The 23,071-nt window shown below is 56.8% G+C and carries 19 protein-coding genes; 12 read left to right on the forward strand and 7 right to left on the reverse strand.

The features are described 5' to 3' along the window. Positions 1-13 precede the first annotated feature (13 nt). The 10 genes from tssF to gluQRS all read left to right on the forward strand — a co-directional run bounded on the left by tssF (position 14) and on the right by gluQRS (position 8,156). Complete coding sequence (gene tssF / locus KO539_RS19305) at positions 14-1,867, forward strand: type VI secretion system baseplate subunit TssF (RefSeq protein WP_219310970.1); 1,854 nt, start codon at positions 14-16, stop codon at positions 1,865-1,867. Then, on the forward strand, positions 1,831-2,877 hold the full coding sequence (gene tssG / locus KO539_RS19310) for a type VI secretion system baseplate subunit TssG (RefSeq protein WP_219310971.1): 1,047 nt from the start codon (positions 1,831-1,833) through the stop codon (positions 2,875-2,877). Before tssF ends, tssG begins: the two co-directional genes overlap by 37 nt. Positions 2,878-2,993: 116 nt before the next feature. Continuing rightward, on the forward strand, positions 2,994-3,305 hold the full coding sequence (locus tag KO539_RS19315) for a hypothetical protein (protein ID WP_219310972.1): 312 nt from the start codon (positions 2,994-2,996) through the stop codon (positions 3,303-3,305). 301 nt (positions 3,306-3,606) lie between these two features. After that, a complete protein-coding gene (locus KO539_RS19320; protein WP_219310973.1) occupies positions 3,607-4,227 on the forward strand; it encodes a hypothetical protein in 621 nt (206 codons plus the stop codon). Between the two features lie 82 nt (positions 4,228-4,309). Next, the gene (locus tag KO539_RS19325; RefSeq protein ID WP_219310974.1) at positions 4,310-4,573 is read left to right on the forward strand and encodes a hypothetical protein; all 264 of its coding nucleotides are present in this window, start codon (positions 4,310-4,312) and stop codon (positions 4,571-4,573) included. A 201-nt stretch (positions 4,574-4,774) separates the two neighbouring features. Further along, entirely contained in the window at positions 4,775-5,020 is a 246-nt protein-coding gene (locus tag KO539_RS19330; RefSeq protein WP_219310975.1) for a hypothetical protein, read from the forward strand. A 76-nt stretch (positions 5,021-5,096) separates the two neighbouring features. Beyond that, complete coding sequence (locus KO539_RS19335) at positions 5,097-5,573, forward strand: hypothetical protein (protein ID WP_219310976.1); 477 nt, start codon at positions 5,097-5,099, stop codon at positions 5,571-5,573. 232 nt (positions 5,574-5,805) lie between these two features. Then, a complete protein-coding gene (locus tag KO539_RS19340) occupies positions 5,806-6,195 on the forward strand; it encodes a VOC family protein (RefSeq protein WP_219310977.1) in 390 nt (129 codons plus the stop codon). A 52-nt stretch (positions 6,196-6,247) separates the two neighbouring features. Then, positions 6,248-7,099, forward strand: coding sequence for a hypothetical protein (locus tag KO539_RS19345; protein ID WP_219310978.1), 852 nt, complete (start codon positions 6,248-6,250; stop codon positions 7,097-7,099). Positions 7,100-7,226: 127 nt separating this feature from the next. Further along, positions 7,227-8,156 (forward strand): tRNA glutamyl-Q(34) synthetase GluQRS, encoded by a 930-nt coding sequence (gene gluQRS, locus KO539_RS19350; protein WP_219310979.1) that lies wholly within the window; start codon positions 7,227-7,229, stop codon positions 8,154-8,156. 189 nt (positions 8,157-8,345) lie between these two features. Here gluQRS and KO539_RS19355 read toward each other — a convergent pair whose 3' ends face one another. Further along, the gene (locus KO539_RS19355) at positions 8,346-10,577 is read right to left on the reverse strand and encodes a TonB-dependent receptor (protein ID WP_219310980.1); all 2,232 of its coding nucleotides are present in this window, start codon (positions 10,575-10,577) and stop codon (positions 8,346-8,348) included. Positions 10,578-11,107: 530 nt separating this feature from the next. On the opposite strand from KO539_RS19355, the gene KO539_RS19360 reads away from it, so the two are divergent. Together KO539_RS19360 and bla are read left to right on the forward strand one after the other, a co-directional pair. Continuing rightward, entirely contained in the window at positions 11,108-13,780 is a 2,673-nt protein-coding gene (locus KO539_RS19360; protein WP_219310981.1) for a PAS domain-containing protein, read from the forward strand. Next, entirely contained in the window at positions 13,777-14,670 is an 894-nt protein-coding gene (gene bla / locus KO539_RS19365) for a class A beta-lactamase (protein ID WP_219310982.1), read from the forward strand. Before KO539_RS19360 ends, bla begins: the two co-directional genes overlap by 4 nt. On the opposite strand, the gene KO539_RS19370 is transcribed toward bla, so the two are convergent. The 6 genes from KO539_RS19370 to KO539_RS19395 all read right to left on the reverse strand — a co-directional run bounded on the left by KO539_RS19370 (position 14,671) and on the right by KO539_RS19395 (position 22,948). Then, entirely contained in the window at positions 14,671-15,105 is a 435-nt protein-coding gene (locus KO539_RS19370) for a DUF695 domain-containing protein (RefSeq protein ID WP_100875823.1), read from the reverse strand. It abuts the gene before it with no gap. Positions 15,106-15,143: 38 nt separating this feature from the next. Then, the gene (locus KO539_RS19375; protein WP_219310983.1) at positions 15,144-15,803 is read right to left on the reverse strand and encodes a hypothetical protein; all 660 of its coding nucleotides are present in this window, start codon (positions 15,801-15,803) and stop codon (positions 15,144-15,146) included. An 84-nt stretch (positions 15,804-15,887) separates the two neighbouring features. Then, positions 15,888-16,154 (reverse strand): PAAR domain-containing protein, encoded by a 267-nt coding sequence (locus KO539_RS19380; protein WP_099379511.1) that lies wholly within the window; start codon positions 16,152-16,154, stop codon positions 15,888-15,890. Positions 16,155-16,167: 13 nt separating this feature from the next. Next, entirely contained in the window at positions 16,168-17,784 is a 1,617-nt protein-coding gene (locus tag KO539_RS19385; protein WP_219310984.1) for a DUF2875 family protein, read from the reverse strand. Between the two features lie 58 nt (positions 17,785-17,842). After that, positions 17,843-20,134 carry a DUF3274 domain-containing protein gene (locus KO539_RS19390; protein WP_219310985.1) on the reverse strand — a complete coding sequence of 764 codons (2,292 nt, stop codon included), beginning with the start codon at positions 20,132-20,134 and terminating at the stop codon, positions 17,843-17,845. An 18-nt stretch (positions 20,135-20,152) separates the two neighbouring features. Next, the gene (locus KO539_RS19395; RefSeq protein WP_219310986.1) at positions 20,153-22,948 is read right to left on the reverse strand and encodes a type VI secretion system Vgr family protein; all 2,796 of its coding nucleotides are present in this window, start codon (positions 22,946-22,948) and stop codon (positions 20,153-20,155) included. Between the last annotated feature and the right edge of the window lie 123 nt (positions 22,949-23,071).

The following is a 23,071-nucleotide window of genomic DNA, read 5'->3' on the forward strand; positions in this document are numbered from 1 at the left end:
GGAGAGCGCGACCGTGGAACAACTACTGCCGTATTACGAGCGCGAGCTGGGCCTGTTCCGCCAGTACACGCGCGAATTTTCCAGCCGCTATCCGAAAGCGGCCGGGCGCCTGCTGATCGCCGGAGACACTTGCGAAGACCCGCACATCGAGCGCCTGATCCAGTCCGTTGCCCTGCTGACAGCCAGGGTCGCCAAGCGCCTCGACGACGCCTATCCGCAATTCACCAACTCCTTGCTGGAAACCCTGTACCCGCACTACCTGCGGCCGTTTCCTTCGTGCTCCATCGTGCGCATCGCGGCAGACGAAGCGCCGAGCGGCGGTCAGCTGGTCCAGGTGGCGCATGTCCCACGCGGCACCGTGCTGCGCTCGCAACCGGTGCAGGGCGTCGCTTGCAAGTTCACCAGCGCGTATGACGTGAGCCTGGCGCCGCTGGCGATCACGCAGCTGCATTTCTCGCCCATCATCGACGCCCCGCCCGGCCTGCGCCTGCCCGATGGCGCCAGCGCCTTGCTCAGCATGCAGTTCAGCAGCAGCAGTGATAATTACCACCTGGACCAGGCCGGCTTTGCCAGCCTGCGCCTGTTTGCCGATGGCGAACCGTCGGTGCGCGCGGCCCTGCTCGACGCCCTGTTCCTGCACGGCGCGGGCGCGTACGTGGCGCTGGACGAACACGGCCCGTGGCAAGCCATCGACGGTGCCTTGCTGGCGCCGGCAGGCTATGCGGACGACGACGCGCTGATCCCCATTTCCGCCCGTTCGCACCCGGCCTTGCGCCTGCTGACCGAGTATTTCGCGTTTCCGGAAAAATTTCATTTCATCGATATCGCATGGTCCCTGCTGGCCACCCTGCTGCCAAAACAGTGCCGCCAGTTCACCCTGCACCTGCCGCTCAAGGGCGTGCGCAGCGACAGCCACGAGGCGCGGCTCTTGTCCGGCGTCAGCCCCGATAATCTTTTGCTCGGCTGCACGCCCGTCGTCAACCTGTTTGCCAAGTCCGGCGTGCCCATCCGCCTCACGCATACCGAGCCCGACTACGCGCTGGTGGCCGATGCCACGCATGCGTTTGCCTATGACGTGCACAGCATCGAGGCCGTCACCGTGGTGCGCAAGGACGAGACCGGCGAGCGCCTCAGCACTTTCTTGCCCCTATATGCCTCGCTGCAGGGTTCTCAGGTAGAACAGGGCCAGGAGCGTGGTCAATATTGGCTGGCGCGCCGCGACGAAGCCGTGGCCGCCATCAGCCCCGGCCATGAAATGCGGCTGAGCCTGATCGACCCGCAGTTTTCACCAGGCAGCGCGGCCTGCGCCACCGTCTCGACGCAGCTGCTGTGCAGCAACCGCGACTTGCCCACGCAGTTGCACTACGGCTTGCCCGGCGGCGACTTGCTGGCCGAAGACGTGCCCGACGGTATCCCCGCGCGCTTCCTGCGCAAGCCCACGCCCAGCGTGCGTTTCCTGGCGGACACCCACTGGCGCCTGATTGCGCACCTGTCGCTCAATTACTCCAGCCTGACGCAGGCGGGCCTGGGTGAATTCCAGAAAATGCTGGGCCTGTACGACCTGCCCCGCTCGCCCACCACGCAGCGGTTGATTCAGGGCATCGTCACGCTCGAACACGGCAGCACGCGCGCGTGGATGCCCACCGTGCCGTTTCCCACCCTGATGCCCGGCATCGCCATCCGCCTGGGCATCGACGAGCAAGCCTTCGTCGGCTGCAGTATCCATATTTTTGCCCAGGTGCTGCAGCGTTATTTCGCCCTGAACAGCCAACTCAACTGCTTTAGCCAACTGACGCTGCTGTCGCACCGCAGCGGCGAGGAACTCATACGATGCCCGGAACGCAGCGCCGACGCCACCCCAGCGTGATCCAGCAATTGCTCGACGCGCCGCAGCGCTTCGAGTGCTTCCAGGCCCTGCGCCTGCTGCTGGCGTGGCTGGCCGAACACGGCATCGACGAACACACGGCGCTGGCAAAGCTCGTGCGCTTCGACAATAGCGTCTCGCTGCGCTTTCCCGCCAGTCAGGTCGAGACGCTCGCGACGGGCGGCATCGACGATGCGGATGCCCTGCTGCAGGCGCTGCTGTCCGGCCACGGCCAGCACATCCACCTTACGCCTGCTTTCATGGGCTTGCTGGGTTGCCAGGGCAGCTTGCCCAGCCACTATTCGGAGCGCATCGCCGCGCACCAGCATAGCGAACGCGACACCGGCCCACGCGCCTTTCTCGACCTGTTTTCCAGCCGCGCCGTGGCCCTGTTTTACCAGGCCTGGCAAAAATACCGCATCGAGCAAGCCGGCCATGACGGGGACTTCCTGTCGCGCCTGCTGGCCCTGGCCGCATGCCAGCCGGGCCAGGGCCAGGACGAGGCGGCCGCCGGCCTGTACAGCGGCTTGCTGCAGCAGCGCAACATCTCGTCCATCGTCATGGCGCGCATCCTCACCGACCACTTCGGCGTGCCCTGCCATATCGACGAGGCGACGGGAGCCATGGACGTGCTGGCGCCGCGCGAACAAACGGCGCTGGGCATGGCCAATGCCGTGCTGGGCCAGCGTGCCACCATCGGCGAGCGCTGCCGCCGTCCCGATCTGGCCGTGCGCCTGCGCCTCGGCCCGCTCACGGCGCAGCAGCACGCCAGCTTCCTGCCGCGCGCCCCTGGCAGCGAGGCGCTGCGGCACATGCTGATGCTGTTCGGCCAGCCGCTCGTGCGCTACGACATCGTGCTGGTGCTGCGCGCCAGCGATGTGCAAGGGACGACGTTGACGGCAGCGCCACAAGGCGGCCTCGGCTGCAACAGTTTCCTTGGCGATGCGGCAACGCCGCGCCACCGCGATGACAAACATTACGAAATGCACTTGATGCCTTCATTCAACGATTGATCCTTGCGGCCGCGCAAAACGCTTGTGTTCGCTATTGCTACAGTCGGCCAACGATCCCTACCGTGAAGCGATGCGCGATGAGCGAGTTCCCCGATACGACGGCGGCATGGACGGCATTGACGGGCGACATGCAGGGTCAGCGCCTGATGCGCCTGCGCTTTCCGCATGGCGACGGCCCCGCCGGCATCCGCTTCCTCGCCAACAGCCTGTCCGCGAGCGAAAGCCTGTCGCGCGACTTTTCCTATGTGGTGGAAGTGCTGTCCGACGATGCCAGCATCGCGCTCGACAAGGTGCTGACCATCGAACTTTTACACACAAATCATCCGCACAAAATATTGAGTCCAACAAAGAAATTAAAGGAGAAAAAATTATGGAAAAAGTCCGAAAATTTGATGACAAAATTTCTGGGGAATACTTTAAATATATAACAATTGCCTATATTGATTTTGAAAAAAAACAAAAAAATATTGAGGATTTCATTATCTACATAAAAGATGATGATAATGAAATAGAGTTAAAATTTCACCCAAATCTTGCAAAGGGAGAGAGTCCAATGCTAGGAGGAAAAACCTCGCTGGGTCGGACGGTGGTTTATCTTATCTCAAAAAAAACAAGAAAATAATTAAAATAAATTATCAAAAATGAATTTTATTAAATTACATTAAAGTAAGATATGTTCATAAAAAATCTTAAAAATGACCAGCAGCCACCTTCCACAACGGGCCATCGGTGCAAAACACCCATCCATGCGCTCAAGGAATGGCAGCAAAGGAAGCAAGAGCTATTGGCACATACATTACAGACGCAGGAGGAGGAAATCAATACTTCATTGATGATTCAGATATATCAAAACTCAAAGCTAATGCGAAAATATTTAAATTTTCGAAGACTCAAATGAATATTAACAAAAATACTGGAGATATCGAAATAAATGAGAATTTTCACGTAAACAAAGATACGTCAACCAAAGAAATAAAAAACATAAATTTTCTTGAAGGTTTTGGGGAAATAAACGAATTTGAAACATATAGCATACAAAGTATTAATTTTCTCAATCTGGAGACAAGAGTAAATTTCAGATTTAAAAATGGAATTCTTTACATTATTGAAATAATCTGGACAGATGGAATAACAAACAGACTTGGCTATAACTCCAGTCACTCGGAAATGATCAATGAAAAAAAATATCTTAGTAAGTTAGTTTCAAAATCACTAGGTCAATCAGCTGAAATATCGACAAAGTACGAGGATTTTTTTTCTTTCTCGTGGGGATACATACTAATCAAGGCAGATCAAAAATCATCATTTTGCTCGATAATGATAATATATGGCAAAAACACAAATATATAATAAATAAAGTAAATATTAATTAGCAGAGTACTCCCACATACCTTTCCTATCCCGATAGAGATATGAAAAACATATATCCAAAATGGAAAACTTGGAAGAAAAAATTTCCGGAAAAAATCTTGAAAAATTGCTCGTGGCTTTGGATGAATTCAGAAAAGAGCAAAGAAATATTTCAGATTTTGAAATATATATTCAAGACAACAACGAAGATATTAAAATAACTTTCGTACCAAATTTTGCACCCGGTAAAAAAATACTAGGTGGAAAAACATCACTGGGAAGATCCATCACTTATACCATTTCAAAAAAGACGAGAAAAATCATCAGTTCAAACTATCATAGATAAAATTAGACTATCAATCAAATAGAGTTCACTCTAATTCATCATGAAGAAATTGCGTCCGGAAGAACAATATCTGCCGACGACGGCGATGTTTTCAATAGCCATATTGAACCTATATTTAGTTACTACCTGCACAACTCACCAAGCTATGAACAAGAGAAAATTCTTGATCGCTTCGAAAAAAGAAAATCCCTGAGACTGCCCATGATTGTGGCCGAATTCCACATGTGGAAAAATCATGTTTTGAAAGGTTTGCACATGATGGCAAAAATACTTGATGAGGAAAATATAGATCATGCTATCGCTGATTCTATTTGCATGTGGATCACGCAAAAGAGAACTCCGGAACTACAGAACTCTTTTCTTCATGATGCGGCCCAAGAACGGGAACAAGGAAATATTTCCTATGCGAAAACTCTAGAGTGGATATGCGAAAATCTCATCCGTTAGCGGTCAAGGCATATTGTCCGGCTGGGGATTATCGTATTACCACTCCGTACCAGGTCATCCGGCAAGGTTTCAAAAAATGAAAACATTATCCTTTGATAAAGAAAGTGGTTATTTCCTATTGGATGGCATCATGATGGCGCCACTTAACGAATCTGAATTTATTCAAATTGCAAAAGAAAATAACATTGAGATAGAAGACAATAAAACAAACACTTATGTGCACAATTTATCAACCTGCGGAAGATTGAATGAATTTGAGTTTGGCATAAATTTTATTTTTAAAAATTATTGCATGAAGAGTGTTTGGCTATCGTGGGATGGGGGAAATACAAAAAAATATGGATATAACACGACAGAGTACCAATTAATAGCCGACAAAAACCGACTAGCCAAATTACTTGCTGAAGTCTTGGGAAAAGGTCCTGATGAGATAAAGAAAACATTCTCCGCATTTAATTTTTCATGGGGCAAAATTTCAGCTTCAGCATCTCTTCAATCAGCGATGGCATCAATTGGAATATCGTGGAATATGCACAATTTTCATACGCAATAAATCAAAGGACCAAAATGAAAATTCTTATTTATCCACATAAGAAATTTTTATCAAGTATGAATTTTGAAATTGGAAATGGAACTGATATCCACATTAAGCTGTCCAATGATTGGAATACCAAACTAATCACGCCAAAAATAATCAATCTACTGATCAATGAAAATTCAGAGGAAAAGAGTTGGAAATATTTATCCTATCTTCCCAAGAGAACCATGAAATACAGAAAAATCACATGTTAAACACAATCAATATAGGAATACTTTGCCTGAATTTTGACGAGGCAAAAGAATTTTATACTGATAATCTCGGATTCGTTATTACGATGGATAGCATCATTCAGTGTGATTCAGGTACAAGTCGCCGCCTGACAATGGCGCACGAGTCCAACAAAAATTTCTCAATAGAATTCATGCATCCTTCAAACATTGAACAAGCACATCGCGTAGGTAGCAAAGGTGGCACGCTCAATCTATTCACTTTACCAACGAAAAATATTGACACGCTCAAGGAGCGACTGGAAAAAACTGCTTTTTTCGTCAATTACGTAGAGACTCCCTACGCAAGTTTTCTGAACGTCGAAGATCCGATGGGGAACAATATTTGCCTCTACGAACCGTGCTGAATCACTGCAATAATTCATACGAGATGCCTCATTCAAAATTTCGCATAACAGAATGAAAAAATTTGTAATCCCAAGCTATATTTTTGATTTCATTGATGGACTACTGTTCGTCAATGGAGAGATTGCCTTATCGAAAAAAACTCCAGCAAACGATTTCATAAATAGCATTATCAATACATTCCATACCATACCTACAACAACAGCGGCTGGAATGTATATTTTTGACATCAATGGATGGCTAGGCGATTACGTTGTCGAGTTAATTATTGCAAAAGAGAATTTCCCCGAAATAGATTGCATAATAATACATTACTTTGAAAATAATTCTGTAGGCAACGGCGTTAGTGAATCATCGCTAGTCAAACAAATTCAAAGAAAGTCTGGCATTCCCGGTAAAATGAAAGGACTATCAGAAATAGCATTTCAATTTTCGTGGGGCAGCGTTATCGTACAGCATGACATAAAAATATCCTCCTCATGCATAATCTTGCAGTACAAAACAGCCAGAAAATCACCCATCAGATTGAAAATGAATGATCATTGTGAATCGTATATCAATATAGATAAATCTGTAGAAGTGCAGCAACGAATAGTGGCATCCATAAAAAATAGTGATACCTTTTTTCCAAAAGCAAGTGAGATACGATGGCTGAATTTATTGAAGAAGCTACCTCGAAAATTAAAAATCTGTCTTCTCGATGAAATTGCTTTTGAAAATGCATTGATAGCATTGCATTCTTCAGGCTGGCCAGATGAGGGAAGCGTTGTAGCACTGTTCAGTAACAAGTTCAGAACGAAGGAATTCGACAAGCATTTACATTTCAGAGCGCTAAATGACGCGCATTACTGCAGAGAAGAAATTTCTTATGTTGAAGATAACGTTACGCATTTGATGATCAATTAGGCAATGCCGGGAGCAGCCCAGGATTTGACTTGCCCATCGCCCTGCACGATACTTGCCGCTGTCGCCAAAGCTCCCCACCCTGAGCAATCAACCATCAGCGCCTGTCACCACTGCCTACACTCACAGCATGCCGTCTCCGAACTCTCCCACCGCCCCCTACATCGGCCGCTTCGCCCCCTCCCCCTCCGGTCCCCTGCACATGGGCTCGCTCGTTGCCGCCATGGCCAGTTATCTCGATGCGAAAGTGCATCGGGGCACGTGGCTGTTGCGTATCGAGGACCTGGACTATGACCGCAATGTCGAGGGTGCCGATCTGGGTATCCTGGCCAGCCTGCAGCGCTGTGGCATGCACTGGGATGGCGAGGCGACGTGGCAGAGCCGGCGGCTGCCGCTGTACGAGGCGGCACTCAAGCAATTGCAGGACGATGGGTTCGTGTATGCGTGCGGCTGTTCGCGCAAGGAGATTCAGGATTCGAACTTGCAGGCGGGAGCACCGAAAAATGGGGCCGCCGTGTATCCGGGCACCTGCCGCCACGGCTTGGCGCCGGGCAAGGCGGCGCGGGCCTTGCGGCTGCGCGTGCCGCAGGGGGCCGATGCCGTATACGCTTTTGCCGACCGCTGGGCCGGTCCGCAGCGGCAGGATCTGGCCAGCGACGTGGGCGACTTCATCGTGCTGCGCGGCGATGGTTACTGGGCGTATCAGCTGGCCGTCGTCGTCGACGATGGCGCACAGGGCATCACGCAGGTGGTGCGTGGCGCGGACTTGCTCGATTCCACGCCACGCCAGCTGTATCTGCAGGATGTGCTGGGCTTGCCGCATCCCGGCTTCCTGCACGTGCCTGTCGTCACGAACGACAGCGGCGAAAAGCTGTCCAAGCAGACGGGCGCCCTCGCCTTCGATACAGGAACACAAGCCACCGAACTGCTGGCGTCGGCGCTGCTGCCGGCGGCCCGCTTCCTCGGCCTCGATGTGTGCGCCGAGAACGTGGAAGACTTCTGGCGGCAAGCCATTCCCGCCTGGGCGCAGCGGCTGGCACGCCTTCCCGAACGGGCATAAAAAAACCCGCCGCGGCGAACCGGGCGGGTAGCAATGCAGGCCAGCAGCTAGGGCCGGCCCTGGAACCGAACACTTAAGAAAACCGTAGCGAGCGGCAGTGAGTTGCGGCTGAGAAGCGCAGCTGTGCTTTAGCACAGTGAGCATCGCAGGCCGCAAATCACGACGCGCAGTAGGTTTGCTTATGTGTTCTTAGAAGTTGCCTTTGAACTGCACACCAAACTGACGCGGCTCATTGATGAAGCCCGTGCGGTTGTTGAAGTCGATGGCGCCCGTGATACGCTGGGTGTCGGTGATGTTGCGGCCAAAAACGGCCATTTCATACTTGCCAGCATCCCAGGTGTAGCCCACGCGCAAGCCACCTTCGACCATCGGCTTGCCGGTGAACTCGGTGGACTCGTACAGGAAGAAGTTGATCTTGCTGCGGTAAGCCCAGTCCGTGAAGACGAAGAATTCGCCGTTTTCCATCGGGATCGAATAGCGGCCCGTGGCGGTGACCGTCCACTTCGGCGCTTGCGGCAATGGGTTGCCGTCGATGATGGCATTGCCGGCGGCGTTTTTCGGATCCGTCACGTTGCAGCGCTTCGGATTGCAGGTGGCGATCGACAGGCTCGGGTCCTTGATTTCCGTGAAGTTGTAGCTGCCGCCCAGCGACATCTTCAGGCTAGGCGTGACAAAACCTTCCAGTTCCAGTTCCGCGCCGCGGCCATTCGTCTTGGCCGCATTGATCAAACGCGTCACGTTCGAGGTGCCGCCAACGACCGTCAATTGCTGGTTTTTCACCTGGTAGTTGTACAGGCTGAAGGCGACGCGGGCGCGGCGGTTGAACAGGTCTGCCTTGACGCCGGCTTCGAACGAGGTGATCGTTTCCGCATCAGCCACCGTTACGGGTACAGTGTCGCTGGCCGGAGCAATACTTGGAGCACGGAAACCGGTGGCGATACGGCCATAGAAATTCACGTCCTTGTTGTATTTATACGTACCGCTCAAGTCCCAGTTGACCTTGGCCTTGCTGACATCGGCGCTGGTCGGATTCTTTTGATCGATGTTGTAGACCGATACCGTGTCAAAATCCTTCTTGTCCTTGGTGTAGCGCAAACCGGCGCGCAGCATGAAGTCGTCGTTGACGGCGTAGTTGACGGAACCAAAGGTGGCCCAGGCACTGTTTTTCTGGCGGCTGGCCAGGTGCTTGATCAGCACGTGCGTGTCGGTATCGAAGTTGTCGGTGAAACCGTTGGCGTTTTCGTTGAAGTAGTACACGCCAGCCTGCCAGTTGAGCGGACCGGCATTCTTCGATTCGGCGCGGAACTCTTGTGAGTACTGTTTCACGCTGGTGATGCCGCCAGCCGTTTCAACCTGGAAGGGAACGTCGCCCGGGCCCGTCCGTGTGCCGCCGTCGATATCGCCATGCGACACGTAATTGCCGACCTGTTCAAAACCGGTGATCGAGTACAGTTTGATACCGTCCAGGTCCCAGCTCAAGCGGGCGCTGGCGCCGTTGGTGCGCAGGCGCTGGAAGTTCGGTGCATTCGTAAACGACTTGTTCGGGTCGAAACCGTCGACGATATCGTTCGTGCCCTGCTTAATCATGTTAGCGTAGAACACGCGCGCGCTGCCCGTGGTGCTGCGCTGATGCACATTGAACAGGGCGTTGAACGTGCCGTTCGGCGCATACATCAACTGCACGCGTTCGGCGTGTTCGTTGTAGCCGTCCAGCGCGTTTTTCTTGCCCGTAAACGTGTTGTCGACGTAGTCGTCGCGGTGCTGGCGCAAGGTCGAGACACGCATGGCCCATTCTTTGCTCAGCGGCACGTTGACGGCGCCATCGAAATTGGTCGTGTTGTGCGTGGCGGCCGAGACGTTGTAATAGCCTTCAACCTTGTCCAGGTTCGGCTTGACGGATTCGAACTTGACCACGCCGGCAGGGGTGTTGCGGCCGAACAAGGTGCCTTGCGGGCCGCGCAGCACTTCCACGCCAGCCACGTCGAAAATCGGATAGCCCTTGAGGATAGGATTTTCTTGCACGACATCGTCGTAAATCAGGGAAACAGGTTGCGATGCAAAGATGTTGAAGTCGGTATTGCCATAGCCGCGGATGTAGAAGCGGGGGAAGGTGCGGCCATTCGACGATTCCACGTTCAGGCTCGGCACTTTGCCGGCCAACACGCGAATGTCTTGTCCGCCGGATACCAGCACGTCGAGCTTTTCGTCGCGCAGCAGCGACACGGAGACGGGCACGTCGCGGATATTTTCCTTGCGGCGCTGTGCCGTCACGGTCACGGTTTCCAGCTGGCTGGCGGCAGGGGTCGTATCAGCAGCGACTTCATCAGCGTAAGCCGAGCCGATAGGCAAGGCAGCGGACAGTGCCAGCATAGCAGCGCTTTTGGCGCACAAACGCTTGTGCATCTTGGACATCTTGATCATGTTGTTTCCCAGAAGTTTAAAAAAGAATTGCGAAACCTGTCTCCGGCTTATGTACGGCGCTGGATGATCGTCTGCACCATCACGGTGCAGCAGCGCGAGCGGATGTCTCTCCACTCCTGGCGTCACTGGCTCTGCCCTGGCTGTCGTGCTAGCTGACAGCGGTAGCGGCCGCATCTCTGGGATGTCTGATGAACACCAACTTTTGAGTAAGGCGCCAATTTAATTCAAGCGCCTTGTGCGCTGCAAGAATATTGTTATGTAAAATATTCATTCATCAACATAATGGGCCGACTAGTGGTTATTCAGCCACAATACCGCCTCGATCTTGCTATTTCGTTGCTATTTCGTTGCTATTTCCCCCGATCACCTGCCGCAGGGCACGACTTTTTTGCCTGGCCCGCGAAAGCGGAATTGGCGTCCAGCAAGACAGCCATGGCGGTAAAAATAGTTGTAATATCGCCAGAATTGAGTTGCCAAGCCGCCCCATTGCAGTGCGGCGGCAGCCCCCTGCACCATCGTCGATCGCCTCCATGCCAGAATCCAGCCAGCCCAGCAACGCCGTCCCGTCCGCCACCATCGCCGCCCAGGCGGCGCATTTACTGCTGAGCGCCCATTGCGACATCGTCTGGAGCACGAAAACCTTCGGCCAGTTCGATGCCGACCAGCCATCCTGGCGCGCCTTCACGGGCCAGACCGAGGCTGAACTGCTGGGCCGCGGCTGGGTCAATGCCCTGCATCCGGACGACCGCAACTTGCCTTACGTCATGCCATCGCACCTGACCAGCGTGTTCGAAGCGGAATACCGGCTGCGCCACGTCAGCGGCGCCTACCGCAACATGCTCGTGCGCATGCTGCCCGTGCTGGCGCCCGACGGCAGCATCGTTGAATGGCTGGGCTCGCATTGCGACGTGACGCAGCAACGGCAGACGGAACAGCGGCTGCGCCTGGCCATGCAGGGCGGTCGCATGGGCACGTGGGAGATCGACCTGGGCAGCGGCAGCATGGCCGGTTCCGATGCCTTCAAGGCCAACCTGGGCCTGCCGCCTGACAGCCACATCGATTACGCGCAGCTGACGGGCGCCATGCTCGACGGCGACCTGCAGCACTGGCAGGCGGTAGTGCATGCGGCGATCGCCAGCGCCAGCGATTTCGAAGTCGATATCCGCGTGCGCTGGCCCGATGGCGCGCTGCACTGGGCGCACATGCGCGGCACTTGCGCCAGCGATGGCGCTGGCAACGTGATCGGCCTGTCCGGCATCTCGCTCGACCTGACGGCCAGCAAACAGAACGAGGAAACCTTGCGCCTGACCCTGGCGGCCGGCGAAGTGGCCACCTGGAACTGGGACATCGTGGCCGACCGGGTCACGGCCGACAGCAATATGGCGCGCTTGTTCCCCGTCAATGCCGACGCGGCCACGGCGGCGCCGCTGGCGCGCTATCTGGACATCATCCATCCCGATGATCGCGAACAAGTCAGCGCGCAGATCACCCAGGCGCTGCAAGCACACACGCCATTTGAGGCCAGTTACCGCGTCGGTGCCGGCGATGGCCAGTACCGCTCGGTCATCGCGCGGGGCCGCGCGGAATACGCGCCCGATGGCACGCCCTTGCAATTGCCCGGCGTCCTGCTCGACATCACGCGCCAGAAACAGGTGGAAGATGCGCTGCGCCGCAGCGAGGAACGCTACCGTACCCTCATCGAGTTGATGGACCAGGCCTTTTGCGTCATCGAAATGCTGTACGACGAGCAGGGCCGCCCCGTGGATTTCCGCTACCTGGAAGGCAATCCCGCTTTCGTCAAGCAGTCGGGACTGGAAAACGCCATCGGCAAAACCATCCGCAGCTTCGTGCCCGACCACGACCAGCACTGGTTCGACCTGTACGACCAGGTCGTCAAGACCGGCGAGCCCGTGCGCTACGAAAACGAAGCCGTGGCCATGGAGCGCTGGTTCGAAGTCTTCGCCGCGCGCCTGGGCGGCCCCGGCAGCCGCCTGCTGACGGTATTGTTCAGCGACATCAGCGAACGCAAGCGATCTGAACAGCAATTGCGCCAGCTGGCCGACAACTTGTCCGAAATGGACCGGCGCAAGACGGAATTCCTGGCCACCCTGGCGCACGAACTGCGCAACCCGCTGGCGCCCATCCGCAACGGCTTGCAGATCATGCGCCTGGCCGCCGACAAGCCCGCCACCGTGGCGCGGGTGCGCGACGTGATGGAGCGGCAAGTCAATCAGATGGTGCACCTGGTCAATGATTTACTCGACGTGGCACGCATCACGCGGGGCCAGATCGAACTCAAGCCCGAGCGCACGGACTTGAAAACCATCATCGCCGGCGCCGTGGAAACGAGCATGCCGCTGATCGAGGCGGGCCGCCACCAATTGCAAGTGGAACTCGACGAGCAGGCACTGTCGCTCGAGGCCGACCCCACGCGCCTGGCGCAAGTGCTGGGCAATTTGCTCAACAATGCCGCCAAGTACACGCCGGCGGGCGGCCAGATCAGCTTGCGCGCATTACGCGATGGCCACGAGGCCTTGATCGAAGTCAAAGACAGCGGCGTGGGCATCCCCGCCGAATCGATCGCCACCGTGTTTGACATGTTTACGCAAGTGGGACAAAACATGGGCAGAGCGCAGGGCGGCCTGGGCATCGGCCTGTCGCTGGTGCGGCGCCTGGCCGAGCTGCATGGCGGCAGCGCCACGGTGGCCAGTCCAGGCGCCGGCCTGGGCAGCACCTTCAGCGTGCGCCTGCCGCTGCTGACGGTGGAACCCAAGGCGCCCGCCGAACCGGCCATCGCCGCAAGCTCCGCCAGCAGCCGCCATTTCCGCGTGCTGGTGGTCGACGACAATGTCGATGCGGCCGACACCCTCGCCGCCGTGCTCGACATGATGGGCCACGCCACGCAAGTGGCCCACGACGGCGCACAGGCTCTGGCCGTGGCGCCGCAATTCTTGCCGGACGTTATCTTCCTCGACATCGGCCTGCCCGGCATGAACGGCTACGAAGTGGCACGCGCGTTGCGCCGGATACCGGCCGGCGCCAACGTCGTGCTCGTTGCCTTGACGGGCTGGGGCGCCGAAAACGACCGCAGCCAATCGAGCGCGGCTGGCTTCGACCACCATCTGACCAAACCGGCCAACCTGCTCGCCATCGGCGAACTGCTGGCCACTCTTTCCACTCCAAAAAACACTGACAGACCATGACTGAATCCCTGAACCACGTCCGCCGCAACCTCCTGCTGGCCGGCGGCGCCGCCCTGCTGTGCCCGACACCGATGTTGTTTGCCGCGCCCGCCACCAGCATCGCCGCCGCCCAGACGCAATTGGCCGCGCTGGAACAAGGCGCAGGAGGACGCCTCGGCGTTGCCGCCTGGCGCCAGGGCAGCGAGCTGCGCGTGGCCTACCGCGCCGATGAACGCTTTCCCCTGGCCAGCACCTTCAAGGCCATGCTGGCGGGTGCTGTGCTGGCGCGCAGCGTCAGCCAGCCGGGCTTGCTGGACCAGCACGTGCGTTACGAGAAAAAGGAACTGGTCACCTACTCGCCCATCACGGAAAAGCATCTGGCCGACGGCATGACGGTCGCCGACCTGTGCGCCGCCACCTTGCAGTACAGCGACAATAGCGCGGCCAATTTCTTGATGACATTATTAGGCGGGCCGCAAGCCGTGACGGCGTTTGCGCGCAGCATCGGCAATACGGTGTTCCAGCTGGAACGCTGGGAAACGGAATTGAACAGCGCCATCCCGGGAGAAGTACGCGACACGGCCAGCCCCGCGTCGATGGCGCACAGCTTGCAGCAATTGTTGTTGGGAAATAGCTTGCCGGCGCCGCAGCGCCAGCAACTCGATACCTGGATGCGCGGCAACACGACGGGCGACAAGCGCATCCGCGCCGGCGTGCCTGCCGGCTGGCAAGTGGCCGATAAAACGGGCTCGGGCGCGTATGGCAGCGTCAACGACATCGGCGTGGCCTACCCGCCCAGCGGCGCGCCACTGGTCATCGCCGTGTACTACACGCGCGAACAGAAAAAAGCGGACACGAATCAGGACATCATCACGGCCGCCACGCGTATCGTGACGGCCGCGCTGGTGTAATTACTTCGGTAACGCCGCCATAAACCCCGCGTACGTGGACCAGGCGGGGTCGGCCGCGCTGCGGATTTCGATCGGGAACTTTGGACGCGGCGCCAGCGCCGTGTTCAGGCGGTTGAAAAATTCTTCGCCCGACTGCGTGTAGTAAATCCATTCGCGCAAGTTTTCACCGGTCGACACCAGCGCCAGGGTGGCGAAGCCGCCCTCTTCCACCACGGGTGCCAGCGCCGCTTCCAGCTCTTCCATGTGCTCGCGCTCGTTCGGCGCGGGCATGCCCGTTTCGTCTTCATAACGCCAGGCGATGATGATGCGGTCCGGCTGCGACGACAGGTCCCAGTCGTCATGGAAAGTATCGACATAGCGGTAGATGATGGCCATCTCGTCGCTATGCGTGACGATGGTGCCCCAGCTGCGGGCGGAAGTGGAATTTTCGTTCATGGTTGCAACAGTCAAAAAATAAATCGAGGGTGTGCAGCTTACAGCACCGGCGGGCAAGTCACATTCCACGCGTCATATTGGGCGCCGCTCTTGCGCAGCCAGACACGGGCGTAGCTGTCGCGGTCGCTCTTGAACACCAGCGCATAGCGCTCTTCGGCACGCGGTGCGGCCGTGCCCACATCGACCGCCGCCAGCGAAAATTTCAGCGCCCGCAACGGGGCGCAGGCCGTATTGCCCGCCATCAATAATCGCGCCCGCTCCAGCAGCGGCTTCTGGTACAGCAACACGCCTTCCAGTTCCACATCGGGAATACGCTGCAGCATGCGCACGGGTTCGGCCACCGCGCGGCAGGTACCACGGTCGAGCCAGGCGTAATACTCCATGCCCGCCTCTTGCCAGCGCGCCTGCTTGCCCTCGCCGTGCAGCACGAACTTGGTACGCTGCGTCCGGCACAGCGCGCCATGGCCCCGATACGGCGACGTTTCCACGCTGCCCACCACTTCGCTGCCGCGGCCGCCCACCACGGGCACGCTCTCGAACACGGTGCGCGCAGCCGGATCGCCCGGATATTGCTGTGCATAAAATTCCAGCAAGGACGCGCGCTGCTGCGCATCCACCACCGCCTCGGCGGCACTGGCAGACAGGCACACGGCCGACACGACACACAGCGCCAAGGGGCGCACGAAATAAGCTGGCATGGCATTCCTTCAATCGGAGTCAAGGGCAAATGTCGCCCAAGCGCAGATTATATAGTTACCAGGAAATGGCAGGCGGACGCGGCGTCAGGAGGTGCGGAAGTTGACGCCGCCAGCGAGCAACTTGGCGCCACAGGTGGTGGTATCGCCTTCAAAGGCGATGGCGATGCCGTTGATGGTGTGCCGCGACGAGCCGCTGGCGATCTTGCAGCCTTGATGCCCCTTGATGGGGCAGCTGCACAAGTCCCCTACGCAGGCCACGGCAATGCCATTGACCGTAAAATGCGTGGCGGCACAACTGAGCACCTTGCCGCCATGCGACGTGGCGTCGCCCAAACGGATGACTTTACGCATGCTGCCTCCCGTTCTACTTGCCCACCGAGCTTTCCAGGATGGCTTCCACCGATGGGGCCGCATAGTTGGCCGGATCGACGGCGGGCGTGACGCGGCTGCGGAAGATATCGCCATTGGCATCCTGCTGCTGGCGTTTGGCGTCCGATGGCGGCGTGATGAAGATGATGCTGGCCTCATTGCCGTCGCGCAAATTAATCGCGGCAGTGGCGCCGCCATCGCGATAGCTGCCCATCACGCCAATGGCCATCTGCATGAACCAGGTGGCGGCACCGGTATTGCCCAGCCGATGATCGGTATTGATGAACTGTGCGCTCTTGCTGCTGTCGATTTCCGGCCCGCCTTGTGACGCATAGTCATGCAACATACCTTCGAGCATCAACAACTGTTCCGGCTGATTTCCCGTGCCGGCCACGATGCGCGCTGGCCCCTTGCCGCGCTCCGCTTCCGGCAAGGTCTGCAGCGCCTGCTGCCAGCCTGCATTGAATATCTTCTGGCGCGCGTTGCGCCGCGTGACGGGCTTGCCTTCCTCGTCCGCGAACTTGACGAATACGGGTCGGTGCACGAAACCGAACGAGGGCAGGCGGTCAAATGTTTCCATCTGTTCCCGGTTCCACGGAATGGGAAACCACGGCGTCGGCTTCCAGTCGCGAGGCGGGCGATTTTCCCAAGGATTGAGTTTATCGAAGGTGTGCAAGCCGACGCCGCGGATATCGGGCCGCTGGGCGAAGGCGGCGGCGGCGGCGAGCCATTCGGCGACGGTGGGTTGACGAGGCATACTAAAACTGGACCATATTGATTTGACTGGCCTGGCCAATGAACTCTTCAAATCGTAATACATGGCCTTGAAGTACCCCTGTACAAACTTATTCTCGGGATCCTCCCATACGTAAGAGCGCAAAGAATCTATTCTCTCGCGGCGCGCCAGCACAAACACGGCAGTGGCATCGGGCATCTCAGGGATGTAATAGCCATCCTTTAGTCTCATCGCATCACCCGGCTTGCGACTTCCATCGCGCGTCCCCATACTATCTTCGGAATGTACGACAACATAAGGCAGCTCTGGATGTTGGTCGAAAAATTCAAAGACTTCAATCAACAAGCGATCCGGTCTCTCATCCAATTTCCAAGGACCTATCGAAAATAAATGTGCCGGCAGGCCAATTGTCGATGCACCAGCTACCAGTCCAGCCATTGGCTCGTATAAACTGGGTTGCTCATCAGGATCAAGAATAGGAGAACCAGCATAAAACGATGGCAAGCCCCAATACATGGGTGTGAAATTAACGCCGTTTTCCAATGCGTCGCACGCTCGGCCTCCCCCCTGCCCATCCTTATCCATTCCTTTCCACGGATACTTCGTCGGATCCTTCTCACGTATGCTGGTATAAGCACTTCCTTTTTGCAAGGCTTCCCACAGTTTCCCCTGACGGTATTTATCCAACGTTACACCCAATCCGATCACTTCCAGCACGTACTCTTGCCCTGGCTCCACAGGTTTCTTTGGCTTTTGCGCCTGCAACTGTGATGCAATTTCACGTGCCTGACTCTTAGATGCGGCACCTAGCCATAACCAGCCAGCAAATAAAATTACAACAACTATCGATATCCCCAGCCAACGAAGCATCATCATGTTTTTCACCTTTTGAGTCTGCAGTTCCGAAGGAAGCAAAATCAGTCCAAATAAGCTGTTATCGATGCGTCTTGGACACGCTATTTATCGTTTTCTCAGCCACTATTTTCATATTTTTTGTTTGCGATACAACAATCTTCCATAAAGCGCCCGACAATAATGGTAGGCCAGCAGGCAAATTTCCGCTGTTGTAATAGGCAATATTTCCTTCAATAATTGATTGCCGCCATGCTGGTTCGACATCCAGATAAGAAGAATACAAAGCACGAAATCGATGCATTAATATTATTCCGTCTCTCGGTTGCTCACCTTTCTTCAGCATCTTCACCCGCCAATCCGCCACCGCACACAGATACGCATAAAACAGCGGATCGGATGATGCCTTTCCGCTGCCAATCGCCACGTCATATGCGGTCACTTGGCTATGATTCTTCGCGCTACCGATAATGGAGCTATGAAAAGACTTGGGACTGACTTCGCGTTGCCAACGCAAGCGTGACTCATTCGGACTTTCCTGAATCTGAGCCACGACCTTGCTGTCTGGGTAGCGTTTCGCGGAAACAACTTCGCGTTGATCCAACTTGTCTTTCACGTCCAGTCCTTTTTCCTTGTTGTAGCTTGCCGTCATCAATGCCAGTTCCCGAGGGCTGAGATGCTCTTCCCGTTCAGGAAACTTTTGATAGCCTCCCGGGTCAGGACGATATTCGCTGCGTAGCTGCATGCCACTTCCGCTGGTCGGTGCTACCGAAGCGTCGCAGGAATCGACTTCCTCTGCAGGACCCTGATCTGCCACAGTACGGTTTCTCATCACGGACGTTGTGGGAACATTGGCTGGATCGATTTGCGAAGTGCCACGCAAATCAGCCAACACCGGCTGTTTCAACGCTTCCCCATTGATGGTGCGTACGCCATTACGTTGTTCCACTTTGCTCAACCTGGTATTGACAGGCCAAACCACCGCCTTGTGTTGTGCACGATGACTACGCAAGGAAACATCCACATGGGACTGTTCGCTTTCTGTCGTCAGCCTTAGCGGGAAATCAAAAGGCGGCGGCTTGCCTACCAACGACGCCGTGGTCTTTCCAGTGATGGGATCCAGCCTGGTCTTGTTGCTGAATACCCGCTGATAAAATCTGCCACCCAATTCCGCCAGCGCGCTGCGCACCTTTTTATGTTCTACTATCTTGGTGTGCCCGGATGAGACACTGTACCCATCAAGACTGGATGTCTCCTCTTCTTCAACCAATTCGCTTCCAGATGCATAATCGGGCACGCCATCCCAGCCCATTCCCTGGATGTTATCCAGTGCCACCGTCATGTCTTCCGGGCAGAAATATAGATAAACCTTGCGGCGGTTATCGCGGTCCTCTGCACTCTGCCAACGGCTGCCAACCATGCCGCGATGCTCATCCTTTTTCAAGTCGGCAAACGGCGGCTGGCAAGCCTGGCCGCTGCCTTTCGCCACACCAGCCACGATATTCACCAAGGTCTTCAGGCGCGCACCCAGCGTCTGCGCGCCACTGAGCAAATGGTAATAGGGCTTCATCGCCGCATCCTCGCCGCCATCGAACCAGGCCGCGCCACGCATCAACAGAGGCAGGCTGTCCACCAGGCTGTACGGCGGATGCGTGAGTATCAAATTATCGGCCGGCGCCAGCCCCTTTTCCATCAGCATGGCTTGCGCCAACAGCGACAGCAGGCAACCCTGGCTGTGCGCAACGATGCTGACGGTATCATCCGCGTCGTAATCGCGGATCATGGAAATCAATGCTGCCAGCCGCTGGGCCGCCAGTACCATGTACATGCGCCCGGGTGCAGTCCTCAATGGACGCAAGGCATCGCCCATGGGATCGACTGGCGCATAGATTCCCGGACGCCACATGTCGGGCAAATTGCTAGTGGCGTTACCGAAGGGGCCGCCTTCCTTGGACAAGTCCTTGTCGAGACGGTTGCCGTAGCGGTCGACAAACTGACCATTGATGGTGCTACTCTTGCCTTCGACTTCACGGCAGCCCCAATAAAAAGGAATCACGGGGCTGTTGGTATCCTTGGCAACAGTGCGCTTGAAAAAGACGGCGTCTGGATCGTCTTCCAGCTTGTCCTTGTCCGCCGCCACGGGCATGCGATAAGTGGCAGGCGTAAATGAACGGCCCAGCCTGGCAGCGAGGCCGGTACACAGGCCGTGCTCCACCGCCTTGTAGCTGACACCCACATCGTTGACGCCGTGAATGACGATGATATTTCCCGGCAAATTGCGGCGTATCTTGACCTTCTTGCACACGCTGCGTTCGCAATGCAGGAGCGCCACTTCCTCGCCCACCACGTACGGTACTTTCGGATAGCTGCCCATCGCACCCTCCTGGCGTCATCAATCCTTGTTGTTGAACACTTCGATGGCGGCCAGGTGCATCGCTGCGCGCTCCAGCACGTCCGTCTTGCCGCCTCCATCGCTGCGCCCATCGGCCGACGAGCCATCGCCCAGCTTCACGGCGAAGTGCGCCTGCGGTGCCAACTGCGGTTGTTGCGGCACGCCATCGACGGCGCTGTCGTCGCCTTCGTACTGAAAGATGAATTGCTGGTCGGCCTTGCCCTCGGCAAAGCTTGGCAATTGCATCTCCATGCTTTGCGGGTCGTTGAAGACGAAGTTGGGCGCATTGAACTGCAGCGACGACTTGCTGCCGAAGGTGATGCCATCGGCGATGCGGATGAAAGCGCCATGTTTGGAGATCAACACGATTTCATCAGCCATGCCCGTCAGCTTGCCTTCGCTGGCGGTGAGCTTCAAATTTTTCGCCGCGTTGAGGTCCATGTCGTCATGCTGGCTTTGCAGCAAGAACTTGCCATGGTGGGCGATGGCGCGGATGCCATCCGCATGGGAAAACAGCGAAATACCCTTGCCCGCATTCACGCTGTAGCGCTGGCCTGCCACCGCTTGCAGATGCTGCTGCGCCACCGTATCGATATTGCTGACGGCATAGCTGACGATGGCCTTGGAACTGGCAAAGCTGATGCCGGCCGGCGCCGTGACGGCAATCGCCGCCGCACCACCCAGTTCGGCACGGGGCTGCGTATTGCTGCCGCCCTCCCAGCCTTTCAAGCTGTGCTGCAATTCCTGCTGCGCCTGGTCTTCCTGCTCCAGTGCCTGATGCGTAGTCGCATAGCTGCCCAGCGAGCGGAACAGTTCCAGGCAGTTTTCCATCAGGCCCAGATATTCGCTGCGCGCCATGTGGCTACCCTCGCCATTCAGGCGCTTCCAGGCCGAAATCAGCATGCCCTTGCCCGCCCGCATGGCCAGCTGCTCATCGGTGCGCAGCTCGGCGCCCTCGCCGCGCGCCGCCCCTTGGCCGTTGCGCCGGTCCTGCGTCAGCCAGCCCAGATTGACCTGGGTGGAACCATGATCGCTGGCAAGCTGGGCATTGATTTGCCCGTGCACATCATCAAAGCGCAGCTGGTTGCCACGCGAGCCCTTGATCTCGCGGCTCTTGATGCCGGACAAATAGCGGTTGCCGGGCAAGTCGCCTGCCTTGCTCAGGGCAATCGGCTGCGCATTGTGGTTGTACAACTGTCCCACGATGATGGGCCGGTCCGGGTCGCCCCCGAGAAAGGCCAGCAAGACTTCGCTGCCCACGCGGGGCAAGCCCAGATAGCCGCATTGCTGCATGCTGCCGTGACCATTTCCCGCCCAGCTCGACGCGACCCGCACCCAGGCCGAATCGGCATCCGTGTCGGAGGCGCCCGTGCCGCCTGCATGCTCGTGGTCCAGCTTGCGCGTGGCGGGAAAGCGCACCTTGACCCTGCCCATCGCGTCGCAATGGACTTCCTCATTCGCCGGCCCCACCACCACGGCGCTTTGCATGGTGACTACTGGCAGGTCGATGCGCGTGTCATAGGCTGGAACGATGGGCACGCCGCGCCGCACGGCGGTCAGTGCAATATGCATGCGCAAGGGGCCCTCGTCCACCGCCGACGCCAGTTCGCACTGCGGCAGCGATGTATCATCGGCCAGCCAATGGTTGCGTGCAAACAGGCGGGCCACCCTGGCGGCAAGCTCCCTGGGTAAATTATTTTGCGCCGCCACCTGCAGCGATGTGACGACAAAGTCGCGTTCCTCCACTGGCAAGGCGTCGATGTCCGGGTGCTCGGCCAGGCTGAAGTACTCGCCCGGGCACAGGTCGCGTACGCTGCCTTCGGCGTGAAAGCAATGGCTCTCGTAATCATGCTGCTGCATGGCCAGCATGCCCAGCTGGCACAAGGCCTCATGATCGTTGCCCGCGCGCGGCGGGAGCACGCGGTAATCATCGAGCGTAGCGGCAATCGCATTACCATGCATGCCCTGCGTCCCCCGTCCCAGGGCATCGGCGGTCATGAACGGCCGCGCGCCCGGATGTTCTTCATTCCAGCTATGGCGCGTCACCTTGCCCGCCTGCAACTTGCGCACTTCGCTCCACGACGTCAGGGTGTCACGCTGTTCCGTCGCGCGGTCCGCGTGATAGCGCACGGTATCGGCCATGTTTTTCCGCAAGCCATCGGCATGGTTGAACAGCACCAAGGTATGCGCTGGCTCGGCATGTGCATCCGTATTGCCCTCGGCACGAAAAAACCAGGCGACGCCATTGCGCTTGAGCAGGCGCCGCACGAAGGCCGCATCGGATTCATTGTGTTGCATGACAAATTCGCGCTGCGGATATGTCTGCGCTTCGAAGAAATCGGCAAACGCATACTGGAAGGCGTGCGCCAGCACGGTATTGCTGCGTATCCATTCGTCGAGCAAGGTCTTGACGATCTCGATATCCGTCAGGCGCCGGAAGACGCGCGTATTGCAGCGCTTTTCCATGATGGCGAAGGCATCCGTCAGCACCAGCTGGTAGCTGGCCAGCGCGCCGTCGCTGTCGCCGGCACTGGCTTGCGTGACGATGCCGCAGATACTGCGCAGCTGCCCCTGGTCGGTGACGATATCGAGAGCCGCGGGCAAGGCAATCAAACTACTCAGCGGCAAGTCGGCATGCGTCGAGACACACAAGATGCGGTATTCGATGCCGCCACAGATGGCCTCGCTGCCGACGATACGCTGCGGTATCAGCACGCCGGCAGGCACCTTGGGCGAAACACCCAGGCGCAGGCGCAGCGGTCGCTCGGCACCCGATATCGACTCGTCACCGTCCATGGCATTCTCCTCGTTCGCACTTGCATCGAATCAAGCTGGAGAACCGACAATGCCATGGGATGGCAGCGAAATACTTGATATTTAGTAAGAACCCGCCAGGGTTCCCACTACTTCCGTCAACCT

The organism is Janthinobacterium sp. NKUCC06_STL (genome assembly GCF_019345455.1).
GTDB classification, from domain to species: domain Bacteria; phylum Pseudomonadota; class Gammaproteobacteria; order Burkholderiales; family Burkholderiaceae_D; genus Janthinobacterium; species Janthinobacterium rivuli.

Bases quoted from the DNA above. Each gene is read 5' to 3' on its own strand.
- tssG (WP_219310971.1), top strand. From the start codon at position 1,831: ATGCCCGGAACGCAGCGCCGACGCCACCCCAGCGTGATCCAGCAATTG.
- KO539_RS19325 (WP_219310974.1), top strand. From the start codon at position 4,310: ATGGAAAACTTGGAAGAAAAAATTTCCGGAAAAAATCTTGAAAAATTG.
- KO539_RS19330 (WP_219310975.1), top strand. From the start codon at position 4,775: ATGATTGTGGCCGAATTCCACATGTGGAAAAATCATGTTTTGAAAGGT.
- KO539_RS19335 (WP_219310976.1), top strand. From the start codon at position 5,097: ATGAAAACATTATCCTTTGATAAAGAAAGTGGTTATTTCCTATTGGAT.
- KO539_RS19340 (WP_219310977.1), top strand. From the start codon at position 5,806: ATGTTAAACACAATCAATATAGGAATACTTTGCCTGAATTTTGACGAG.
- KO539_RS19345 (WP_219310978.1), top strand. From the start codon at position 6,248: ATGAAAAAATTTGTAATCCCAAGCTATATTTTTGATTTCATTGATGGA.
- gluQRS (WP_219310979.1), top strand. From the start codon at position 7,227: ATGCCGTCTCCGAACTCTCCCACCGCCCCCTACATCGGCCGCTTCGCC.
- KO539_RS19355 (WP_219310980.1), bottom strand. From the start codon at position 10,577: ATGATCAAGATGTCCAAGATGCACAAGCGTTTGTGCGCCAAAAGCGCT.
- KO539_RS19360 (WP_219310981.1), top strand. From the start codon at position 11,108: ATGCCAGAATCCAGCCAGCCCAGCAACGCCGTCCCGTCCGCCACCATC.
- bla (WP_219310982.1), top strand. From the start codon at position 13,777: ATGACTGAATCCCTGAACCACGTCCGCCGCAACCTCCTGCTGGCCGGC.
- KO539_RS19370 (WP_100875823.1), bottom strand. From the start codon at position 15,105: ATGAACGAAAATTCCACTTCCGCCCGCAGCTGGGGCACCATCGTCACG.
- KO539_RS19375 (WP_219310983.1), bottom strand. From the start codon at position 15,803: ATGCCAGCTTATTTCGTGCGCCCCTTGGCGCTGTGTGTCGTGTCGGCC.
- KO539_RS19380 (WP_099379511.1), bottom strand. From the start codon at position 16,154: ATGCGTAAAGTCATCCGTTTGGGCGACGCCACGTCGCATGGCGGCAAG.
- KO539_RS19385 (WP_219310984.1), bottom strand. From the start codon at position 17,784: ATGATGATGCTTCGTTGGCTGGGGATATCGATAGTTGTTGTAATTTTA.
- KO539_RS19390 (WP_219310985.1), bottom strand. From the start codon at position 20,134: ATGGGCAGCTATCCGAAAGTACCGTACGTGGTGGGCGAGGAAGTGGCG.
- KO539_RS19395 (WP_219310986.1), bottom strand. From the start codon at position 22,948: ATGGACGGTGACGAGTCGATATCGGGTGCCGAGCGACCGCTGCGCCTG.